This is a genomic window from Microbacterium sp., from assembly GCF_011620665.1.
Taxonomy (GTDB): domain Bacteria; phylum Actinomycetota; class Actinomycetes; order Actinomycetales; family Microbacteriaceae; genus Microbacterium.
On record NZ_WOYQ01000059.1, the window covers coordinates 1 to 10,375 of the forward strand.

General features: G+C 66.8%; 10 protein-coding genes. 1 reads left to right on the forward strand and 9 read right to left on the reverse strand.

What is annotated here, in order from left to right; all coding sequences use genetic code 11:
* Window position 1: 1 nt before the first annotated feature.
* From dnaB to rpsF, 5 genes are all read right to left on the reverse strand, one after another.
* Window positions 2–1,378, reverse strand: coding sequence for a replicative DNA helicase (dnaB, locus tag QZV81_RS07650; protein WP_292835217.1), 1,377 nt, complete (start codon window positions 1,376–1,378; stop codon window positions 2–4).
* Between the two features lie 406 nt (window positions 1,379–1,784).
* Window positions 1,785–2,237, reverse strand: a complete 453-nt coding sequence (gene rplI, locus QZV81_RS07655; RefSeq protein WP_292835220.1) for a 50S ribosomal protein L9 — start codon at window positions 2,235–2,237, stop codon at window positions 1,785–1,787.
* Between the two features lie 11 nt (window positions 2,238–2,248).
* Window positions 2,249–2,503 carry a 30S ribosomal protein S18 gene (gene rpsR / locus QZV81_RS07660; protein WP_292835223.1) on the reverse strand — a complete coding sequence of 85 codons (255 nt, stop codon included), beginning with the start codon at window positions 2,501–2,503 and terminating at the stop codon, window positions 2,249–2,251.
* A 47-nt stretch (window positions 2,504–2,550) separates the two neighbouring features.
* Window positions 2,551–3,054, reverse strand: a complete 504-nt coding sequence (locus QZV81_RS07665; RefSeq protein ID WP_292835226.1) for a single-stranded DNA-binding protein — start codon at window positions 3,052–3,054, stop codon at window positions 2,551–2,553.
* A gap of 5 nt (window positions 3,055–3,059) precedes the next feature.
* Window positions 3,060–3,398, reverse strand: a complete 339-nt coding sequence (rpsF, locus tag QZV81_RS07670) for a 30S ribosomal protein S6 (protein ID WP_292835274.1) — start codon at window positions 3,396–3,398, stop codon at window positions 3,060–3,062.
* Window positions 3,399–3,603: 205 nt separating this feature from the next.
* Here rpsF and QZV81_RS07675 point away from each other — a divergent pair, with 205 nt between their 5' ends.
* Window positions 3,604–4,734: a hypothetical protein gene (locus QZV81_RS07675; protein ID WP_292835229.1), complete on the forward strand. Its 1,131-nt coding sequence runs from the start codon at window positions 3,604–3,606 to the stop codon at window positions 4,732–4,734.
* A gap of 1 nt (window position 4,735) precedes the next feature.
* Here the strand turns inward: QZV81_RS07675 and QZV81_RS07680 are convergent, their stop codons facing one another.
* The 4 genes from QZV81_RS07680 to QZV81_RS07695 form a co-directional block, all read right to left on the reverse strand.
* Window positions 4,736–6,409, reverse strand: coding sequence for an ABC transporter ATP-binding protein (locus tag QZV81_RS07680; RefSeq protein ID WP_292835232.1), 1,674 nt, complete (start codon window positions 6,407–6,409; stop codon window positions 4,736–4,738).
* Window positions 6,409–7,401: an ABC transporter permease gene (locus tag QZV81_RS07685; RefSeq protein ID WP_292835235.1), complete on the reverse strand. Its 993-nt coding sequence runs from the start codon at window positions 7,399–7,401 to the stop codon at window positions 6,409–6,411. Before QZV81_RS07685 ends, QZV81_RS07680 begins: the two co-directional genes overlap by 1 nt.
* 1 nt (window position 7,402) lies before the next feature.
* Window positions 7,403–8,488 (reverse strand): ABC transporter permease, encoded by a 1,086-nt coding sequence (locus QZV81_RS07690; protein WP_292835238.1) that lies wholly within the window; start codon window positions 8,486–8,488, stop codon window positions 7,403–7,405.
* Between the two features lie 82 nt (window positions 8,489–8,570).
* The gene (locus QZV81_RS07695) at window positions 8,571–10,208 is read right to left on the reverse strand and encodes an ABC transporter substrate-binding protein (RefSeq protein ID WP_292835241.1); all 1,638 of its coding nucleotides are present in this window, start codon (window positions 10,206–10,208) and stop codon (window positions 8,571–8,573) included.
* Window positions 10,209–10,375: the final 167 nt, after the last annotated feature.

Here is a 10,375-nt window from a genome sequence, read left to right on the forward strand (position 1 = left end):
ATCACCCGAAGTCACCCGGGGCCATGTCCGTGAAGCGCGAGAAGTGGCCCTGGAACGCGACGGTGATCGTGTCGGTGGGGCCGTTGCGGTGCTTGGCGACGATCAGGTCGGCTTCTCCGGCGCGCGGGCTGTCTTTCTCGTACGCGGCTTCGCGGTGCAGCAGAACCACCATGTCGGCATCCTGCTCGATCGAGCCCGACTCGCGAAGGTCAGAGAGAGCCGGCTTCTTGTCGGCGCGCTGCTCGGCGCCGCGGTTCAGCTGGGACAACGCCACAACGGGCACATCCAACTCCTTGGCCAGCAGCTTCAGCGCACGCGAGAACTCCGAGACCTCTTGCTGACGCGACTCGACGCGCTTGCCGCTCGTCATCAGCTGCAGATAGTCGATGACGACCATCTTCAGCCCGACGCGTTGCTTCAGCCGCCGGCATTTCGCGCGGATCTCGACGAGTGTCATGTTGGGGCTGTCGTCGATGTAGAGCGGTGCGTCGTTGATGCGGCCGCGCGTCGCGGCGATCGTCCGCCAGTCGCGCGAGTCCAGCGTGCCCTTGCGCATGCTCTGCAGCGGCACCGCTGATTCGGCGCTCATCAGGCGCATCGCGATCTCGCTCCTGCCCATCTCAAGAGAGAAGAAGATCGTCGGCATGTCGTGCTTGATGGCCGCGGACCGGGCGAAGTCGAGCGCGAGGGTCGACTTGCCCATCGCGGGACGCGCCGCGATGATGATCATCTGACCGGGGTGCAACCCGTTGGTCAGCTGGTCGAGTCCGGAGAAGCCGGTCGGGATGCCGGTCATCTGACCGTCACGGCCGCGCGCGATCTCGATCTCGTCCACCGCGGCGTCGACGGCGATCTGCAGCGGCACGTAATCCTCGGCACGCTCGGCCCCGGTCACCGAGTAGATCTCGGCCTGCGCGGTGTTGACGAGGTCGAGCGCTTCGCCCTGCCCGTTGTAGCCCATCTGCACGATGCGGGTACCGGCCTCGACCAGGCGGCGCAGCAGCGCGCGCTCGTTGACGATTGACGCGTAGTAGCCCGCGTTGGCCGCAGTCGGCACGATCGAAGTGAGCGAGTGGAGGTAATCCGCGCCCCCCGCGCGCTGCAGATCGCCCGTCTTGATGAGCTCGTCGGTCACGGCGACGACGTCGGTGGGCTCTCCGTGCGAATAGAGCGAGTAGACCGCGTCGAAGATCAGCTCATGCTTGGGAACGTAGAAATCGGTGCCGCGCACTGTCTCCATGACGTCCGCCACGGCATCCTTCGACAGAAGCATGCCCCCCAGCGCACTCTGTTCGGCGAGCAGGTCGTGCGGCGGCATCCGCTCAGGACCACGCCCCGAGCCGCCGAGGCGCTCGTCCGAAATGTCCGCTATCGACATGCGCGCCCCGCTCTCCCCGACTCGACCCCCAAGCCTCAGGCAACGCTAGGCATGGGCACCGACACCCGCAAACCGGCCTGTGGATAACCCTGTGGACCGATCTGACGAAACGCCGGGTTGCCTGTGCACAACGCCTGTGGAAAACTCCCGATTCATCGGACGCGGTCCCGGATTAAAATGCTGTTGATCTGGGTTTTTATGATTCACAGGTTGTGGAGAAGGAATGTGATTGAAGTCACCCTTGAAGGTTGCGTCCACTCGAACGGAGCTGGGGACAAATCCGAAACCTGAAAAACGCCTATGAGCGGTTTGTCAAGCCCTGCACCTGGAGTTTTAAGAGAAGGAAACAAACGACGGATGCCGTGAACCCGCCAGGTCCACGGCATCCGTCGTTGCAGACGCGAAACTACTTCGCGGCGACCACCTCGAGCGTGATCACGGCGGTCAGATCGTCGCGCAGACGAATCGTGGCCTCGTGCTCACCGAGCGCCTTGATGGGCGAGGTGATGTGGATCTTGCGCTTGTCAAGGTCACCGAGACCCGCGTCCTTGACGGCGTCGGCAACATCCGCGGTCTTGACCGAACCGAACAGGCGACCTTCCTTGCCGGCCTTGACCGCCAGGCGCACCTTGGCGGCCTCGATCGAGTTCTTGAGTGCGACGGCCTCTTCGTGATCGTGGATCGCGCGTGACTCGCGGGCGGCGCGAATCGACGCCACCTGCTTCTCGCCACCGCGGCTCCAGGCCACTGCGAAACCCTGGGGGATGAGGTAGTTGCGGGCGTACCCGTTCTTGACCTCGATGACGTCACCGGCGCTTCCGAGCCCGGCGACCTCGTTCGTGAGAATCAGCTTTGCCATGATCGTGCCCCTCAGCGGCCAGCGCCGGCATAGGGCAGGAGCGCCATCTCGCGCGCGTTCTTGATCGCCGTGGCGATCAGACGCTGCTCCTGCACCGAGACACCGGTGATACGACGGGCGCGGATCTTCCCGCGCTCCGAGATGAACTTGCGAAGTGTGGCGACATCCTTGTAGTCGATGACGCCGACGTGGATCGCCTTCGCGGGGGCGAGGGTCTTCGCGCCCTTCCGCGGCTTGCGGCGATCGCCGGTAGCCTTTCCAGCCATTGTTCTTCCTTACGGGTGAGCGGATGCCTCAGCATCCGGAAATGTGATCAGAATGGGGTGTCGTCGCCGTAGGACGTGCCCGGAGCGCTCCACGCGTCCGGTGCCGCTGAGCCGGGCGTGGACCACGGCTCATCCTGCTGCTGAACGCCCTGAGGGCGCGACTGGCCGCCGAAGTTTCCTCCGCCGGATGCCGCACGCGTGACCTGAGCCGTCGCATACCGTAGCGAGGGGCCGATCTCGTCGACCTCCAGCTCGATCGCCGTCCGGTTCTGTCCCTCGCGATCCTGGTAGGAACGCTGCTTCAAGCGACCGGTCGCGATGACACGGGAACCCTTGGTCAGCGAACCGGCGACGTGCTCGGCGAACTCGCGCCACACGGACGCGCGCAAGAACAGCGCTTCGCCGTCCTTCCACTCGTTCGCCTGACGGTCGAAGGTGCGCGGCGTCGACGCGATCGTGAAGTTCGCGACGGGCAGTCCGGACTGCGTATAGCGCAGTTCGGGGTCTGCCGTGAGGTTTCCCACGACGGTGATGACGGTCTCGCCGGCCATCGTCGTTACGCCTTCGCTGCCTTGCGGGCGGCCTTGGCGTCGGCGCGCTCCTTCTCGGCGGCGACGAGGGCGATCGCCTCTTCGGCGCGCAGGACCTTGGTGCGCATGATCTGCTCGTTCAGCTTCAGCTGACGGTCGAGCTCCTGCGTGGCTGCGCTCGTGGCGGTGAAGTTGACGACGGCGTAGATGCCCTCGTTCTTCTTCTGGATCTCGTACGCCAGGCGACGCTTGCCCCAGATGTCGACGTTCTCAATCGAGCCACCATCGTTGGTGATGACCTTGAGGAACCCGTCGAGCTTGGGGGCGACCTGACGCTCGTCGATCTCGGGGTCGAGGATGACCATGAGCTCGTACTGGTGTGAGTGCGTCACTAACCCACCTCCTTCGGACTAGAACGGATGCCGGGCACTTCCCGGCATCAGGAGGGTTGATGCACGTGTCGGGACTCATTCGGACTCGGCCGATGCCAGACAACCTCCGTATCCTACCGGATCCGCGATCTCCCACCCAATCGATGCTCTGCGGCGCGGGCCCGGGTAGCGTGGCGACATGGAACGAGGCGAACCGACGAGGCTGCCCTTCGACGCCCGGCCGCTCACCGAGCCGGCGGATCGCGCGGCGATCCGATCCCACGTGCGTCAGCTGCGCCAGAGCGGACGCGTCGCCCCGGCCGGGACCGCGAAGATCGTCATCGGCGTCGTGGTCGGCGCGGTGTTCCTGGTGATCTTCGGTTCGACGTTCGTCTCGATCATCTCGAGCCTCTTCCGCATGGGGGCATCGGGCGGCGGGGGCCCGCTCTTCGTGATCGTGCCGATCGTGATGCTGCTGGCCGTCGCCGCTGTCGCCGTCGTCCTCGTCACGCGCCTCGTCCGCGGGACCAAGGGTGAGCGCTGGTGGCGCCTGGATCGGTTCGCGCAGGCGAACGGGATGACGTGGTACCCGAGCGCTCCGAAACCGCCCCTGCCCGGCATGATCTTCGGCCGGGGAAGCGCGCGTGAGGCCACGGACGTGCTGCGCGGGACGACGCCCCGCTTCGTCGAGTTCGGCAACTACCGCTACACGACGGGCTCCGGGAACGACCGGACCACGCACCGCTGGGGTTACGTCGCCGTCAAGCTCTCCACCCCGCTCCCGCACATCGTGTTGGATGCCACGAGAAACAACGCGCTGCTCGGCTCGAACCTGCCGGCATCTTTCGACAAGGACCAGCGTCTGAGTCTCGAGGGCGACTTCGACCAGCACTTCACGCTGTACTGCCCCGAGGGGTACGAGCGCGACGCACTGTACCTGTTCACGCCCGACATCATGGCGCGGTTCATCGACAGCGCCGCGGCGCTGGACGTCGAGATCGTCGACGACTGGATGTTCCTCTATGGCAGGCGCGAGTTCTCGACCCTCGACCCGGCGACCTGGGCGTGGCTGTTCTCGGCCGTGGCCGCGGTGCTCGACAAGTTCGCCCAGTGGGAGCGCTGGCGCGATGACCGCCTCGCCGGCTCGCAACCCGAAGCCGCCGACACCCCTCTGCCCTTCTCTGCTCCGGCCGACGCCCTGCGGCCGCCACCCGGGGTCGCGCCGCAGGGTCGACGCCTCAAGAGCGGAGTGCCCTGGGCTGCACTGATCATCGTCGGCGGGTTCGCGCTGTTCTGGCTGTTCGGCGAGGTGAGCGACCTCTTCCGCTGAATCAGACGGGCTCTTCGTCGCGGTGCGCCTCCCACACGGCGCGGCGCGCCGCCTGCTCGGCGGGGTCCGGCACCGGCAGCGACGCGATGAGCTTGCGCGTGTATGGGTCGCGAGGATTGCCGAGCACCTCGGCGGTGGTGCCCTCCTCGGCGATCTCGCCCCGGTGGAGCACGACGACGCGATGGGCGAGCATGTCGACGACGGCAAGGTCGTGCGTGATGAACAGGGTCGCGAACCCGAACCGCTCCTGCAGTTCGGCGAACAGCTCGAGCACGCGCGCCTGGACCGAGACATCCAGGGCGCTCGTGGGCTCATCCGCGATCAGCAGCTTCGGATCCAGGGCGAGTCCGCGCGCGAGCGACGCGCGCTGGCGCTGCCCTCCGGACAGCTCGTGCGGGAATCGGTCGCCGAACGCCTTCGGCAGCTGGACGGCCTCGAGCAGTTCATCGACCTTGTCGCGAGCATCGGCGGCATCCCTCGCCCCGCCGTGCACGATGAGCGGCTCGGCGACATTCTGCGCGATCGTCAACAGCGGATTGAAGCTGGTCGCGGGGTCCTGGAAGACGAAGCCGAGGTCCTTGCGGTGCCGGCGGAAGACACGCTCTCTCACCCCGAGCATTTCGACGCCCAGCACCTGAAGCGACCCGCCGCTGACCGGCGTGAGCCCGGCGATCGCACGCCCGATCGTGGTCTTCCCCGACCCGCTCTCACCGACGAGCCCCAGCACTTCTCCCGGCACGATCGAGAAGCTGACCCGGTCGACGGCGCGGAAGGCCGGTCTGCCGAGCCGGCCGGGGTACTCGATGACGAGGTCGTCGGCGACGACGACCGGCGGCGCGGATGCCGCGCCCTCGGGCAGTCGGCGGTCGACGATCTGCACGCGCGGGACGGCGGCGAGCAACCTCCGGGTGTACTCGTGCGCGGGCGCGGCGAACAGCTCGGCGACGAGTGCGGTCTCGACGACCTCACCATCGAGCATGACCGCGACCCGATCTGCGAGATCGGCCACGACCCCCATGTTGTGGGTGATGAGAACGATCGCCGTGCCGTCCTCATCACGCAGGCGCCGGAGCAGATCGAGGATCTCGGCCTGAACCGTGACATCGAGGGCGGTGGTCGGCTCATCGGCGATGATGACGGTCGGATCCAGGGCGAGAGCGGTCGCGATCACGATGCGCTGCTTCTGCCCGCCCGAGAACTGGTGCGGGTAGTCGTCGACGCGTCGCTCGGGCTCGGGAATGCCGACGCGCGCGAGCATCTCGATCGCCTTGGCGCGCGCCTGCTTCCGGCTGTATCCGCCGTGGGCCCGGAGGCCCTCGGCGAGCTGCCACCCGACCGTGAACACGGGGTTCAGGGCGGACGAGGGCTCCTGGAAGATCATCGCCGCCTTCGTGCCGCGCACGGCCCGAAGGCCCTCGGCATCCAGTCCCACGACGTCGATGCCGTCGAGCAGCACCGCTCCCTGGGTGAGCGCCGTCTCGGGCAGCAGGCCCAGGATCGTGCGAGCCGTCACCGTCTTGCCGCTGCCGGACTCGCCGACGATCGCGAGCACCTCGCCGCGGCGGACATCGAGCGACACGTGACGCACGGCGTGCACGTCACCGCCGTCGGTCGCGAAGGTGACGTCGAGTCCCCGAATGTCGACGGCGAGGGACGTCTCGGATGCCGTGCTCATCACTCGACCTCTCCCATGAACTCCCGGCGGGCGGGCTGAGTGGCCGCGAGCGCGTCGGCGGGTGTCTGCTTCGTCGCGCGCCGGCGCGCGCGCAGACGCGGATCGGCCAGATCGTTGAGACTCTCGCCGATCAGGGTGATGCCGAGGACGGTCATGACGATCGCGAGGCCCGGCGGGATCGAGGTCCACCAGATGCCGGCGGCCACGTCGCTGATCGACTTGTTGAGGTCGTAGCCCCACTCGGCCGCCGAGGTCGGCTCGATCCCGAACCCGAGGAATCCGAGCGCCGCGAGGGTCGAGATCGCCTCAGAGGCGTTGAGCGTGATGATGAGCGGCAGCGTGCGTGTCGAGTTGCGCAGCACGTGGCGGAACATGATGCGCGACGTCGAGGCGCCGATGACCTTCGCGGACTCGATGAAGGCCTCGGACTTCACACGCACCACCTCGGCGCGGACAACGCGGAAGTACTGCGGGATGAAGACGACCGTGATGGATGCTGCGGCCGCCAGCACACCGGACCACAGCTGCGACTGGCCGCCGCTGATCGCGATGGCCACGACGATCGCCAGGAGCAGCGTCGGAAAGGCGTAGATCGCGTCGGCGACGACGACGAGCATCCGGTCGACCCAGCCCCCGAGGTAGCCGGAGACGAGTCCGAGCAGGATGCCGACGAACACCGAGAGCACGATGGCGACGATCACGACATAGAGCGCGGTCTGCGCACCCCAGATCACCCGCGACAGCACGTCGTACCCGCCGACCGTCGTGCCCAGCAGATGTTGCGCGCTCGGCGGCTGCTGCGCACCGAAGTTGCCGTCGGGTCCGCTCAGCTGCGCGAAGCCATACGGCGAGATGAGCGGGGCGAAGACGGCGCACAGCACGAAGAGTGCGGTGAGGACGAGCCCGGCCACCAGCATCCCGCGCTGCAGCCCGACGCTCTGCCGCAGCTGGTGAAGCACCGGCAGACGGTCGATCAGGCGAGGCTTTGCCATGTCAATACCTCACTCGCGGATCGATGAAGGCCGCGATGATGTCGACGGCGAAGTTCGTGAGCGCGACGATGATCGCGATCATCGCGACGATGCCCTGCACCGCGACGAAGTCTCGCGAGGAGAGGTAGGCGGCCAGCTGAAAGCCGAGACCCTTCCACTCGAAGGTCGTCTCGGTCAGCACGGCGCCACCGAGCATGAGCGCGATCTGCAGTCCGATCACCGTGATGATCGGGATGAGCGCGGGCTTGTACGCGTGCGTGCGGACGAGGCGTCCCTCTCTGACGCCGCGCGAGCGGGCGGCGTCGATGTAAGGCATGTTGTAGGTGCCGATGACGTTCGTGCGGACGAGACGCAGGAAGATCCCGGCCGTCAGAAGGCCCAGCGTGAGCGCCGGGAGCACGGCGTGCGCCAGGACGTCCTGGACATAGGCGGGGTTCCCCGAGGCGATCGCGTCGATGAGGTAGATGCCGGTGCCTCCGTCGCGGTTCAGCGCGATCTCGGTCCGCACGTTCGCGCGACCCGAAACGGGGAGCCAGCCGAGCCAGACGCCGAACACGAGCTTGGCGACGAGGCCCGCGAAGAACACCGGTGTGGCGTAGAAGAGGATCGCGCTCACGCGCAGCAACGCGTCGGGCCAGCGATCCCGAAGGGCCGCCGCGACGAGCCCGAGCGGGATGCCGACGATGAAGGCTACGACCAGGGAGTAGAGCACGAGCTCGAGCGTCGCCGTGCCGTAGGTGGCGATGACCTCGATGACCGGCTGGTTGTCGGTGATGGTGGTGCCGAAGTCGAACGTGAACACCTGACCCAGATACTCGACGTACTGGATGAAGATGCTGCGGTCGTATCCTGCCTCATGGATCCGCTCGGCCAGCTGATCGGCCGGCAGGCGGCCTCCCAGCGCCGCGGTGATCGGGTCGCCGGTGAGGCGGATCAGGAAGAAGACCAGCGTGACCAGGATCAGCACGGTCGGGAAGATCAGCAGGAACCGCACGAGGATGTAGCGGCCGAGCGTCGACCCCGACCCCCTCGTCCGTGGGCGCGGGGCGGCGGGCGTCTCTGCGACGGCGTCGGCGTCGATGGTCATGGATGCCTACCTTACGCAGGGGGGCGTTCCGACTCGGCACTGCGTGCCTCAGCGAGTCGGAACGCCCCGTGATCGTGCGAGGTTACTTCGTGATCGGCGCGAACCGCAGCTTGAACGAGGCGTCGAGGACGACCCCCTTCACGTCCGCCCCGGTCACGGCAACCTGTGCGCCCTGCAACAGCGGAACGGTGGAGAGGTCCTGAGCGACGAGCTCCTGGATCTTCTCGATGTCCGCCGTGCGGGTCGCGGCATCCGTCTCCACCGCCTGCTTCAGGATGAGGTCGTTGACCTCCGCGTTGGAGTAGTGGTTGCCGAGGAAGTTGTTCTCCAGGAAGAACGGCGCCAGGTAGTTGTCCGCGTCGGAATAGTCCGGGAACCACCCCAGCTGGTATGCCGGGTAGACATCCGCCGTGCGGTCCTTCGAGTACTGGACCCACTCGGTGGACTGCAGGTTCACCGTGAACAGCCCGTCGGCCTCGAGCTGCTGCTTCACGAGTGCGTACTCGTCACCCGACGAGGGACCATAGTGGTCCGGGCTGTACTGCAGGCTCAGCTCGACCGGAGTCGTGACGCCGGCGGCTTCGAGGGCCGCCTTCGCCTTCGCGGCATCCGGTCCGCCTTCACCATCTCCGTAGAGACCCTTGAGCGCTTCGGTCGCGCCGGCAAAGCCCTCGGGAACGTAGGAGTACAGCGGGGTGTACGTGCCCTTGTAGACCTGGGTCGCGATCGTGTCGCGGTCGATGAGGTCGGCGACGGCCTGACGGACGGCGAGCGCCTTGGCGGCATCGGCGTCGGCGGTCGTGGCGCCGTACGGCTGCGTGTCGAAGTTGAAGACGATGTAGCGGATCTCTCCGCCGGGACCGTCGACGACCGTGACCTTCTCGTTGCTCGAGAGGTCTTCGACATCCGTGGCCGACAGGCTGCGATATGCAACGTCGACGTCGCCCTCCTGCACGGCGAGCTTCAGGTTCGAGGACTCGGCGAAGTAGCTGAGGATCACGCCGGAGTTCTCGGGTGCAGCCAGCAGGCCGGTGTACTCCTCGTTCGGGGTGAGCTCGACCGCCTTGTTGAAGTCCCACGAGGTGATCGCGTAGGGGCCGCCGAACGCGTCGGCATCCACGATGTCCTGATCGGGCGTGATCGCGTCGGCCGAGAAGACCTCTTCATCGACGATCGCGCCCGGGAAGCTGGTCAGGATGAACGGGAACACCTGATCGTTGTCGGTCTTCAGAGTGAACACGACGGTGGTGTCGTCGGGGGCCGCGACACTGTCGAGGTTGTAGAGCAGGCTCGAGGCGCCGTTGGGGTCGGCGATCTTGAGGTTGCGGTCGAACGAGAACTTGACATCGGACGACGTGAGGTCGTTGCCGTTGGCCCACTTCAGCCCTGCCGGGAGCGTCACGGTGTACTCATTCGGCGCGGTGAACTCCGCCGACTCGGCGAGGTCGGGCACGACCTCGGTGCTGTTGTAATCGGTGTTGACCAGGTAGGGGAAGACCTGTGTCTGGACGGCCAGAGAGCCGTTGTCGTACGACCCGGCCGGGTCGAGCGTGGTGACCTTGTCGGTGGTGCCGACGATGATCGGGTCGCCGGAGGCGCCTCCGCCATCGGCGCTGTCGGTCGTTGCGCCGCCGGCGCAACCGGCCAGGAGCAGCGCCGAGACGCCGAGCGCCAGGGTCGCGAGGCCGGCGCGGCCTCGGGTGCTGTGATGCAGTGCCATGGGTATTACCTCTGCTGTGTGAAGGTCGGCCTCGTCGGTAGAGAGGCCCGATTCGCAATCTTTCCCCCGCTCGGGCCATCAGAGGGCACCAACGGCCATTTCGTAACGAGACCGAAACCCGCGCCCCGTCCCGCTCGCCGCGGCCCTTGTCCCACTTTGTGTCGCCC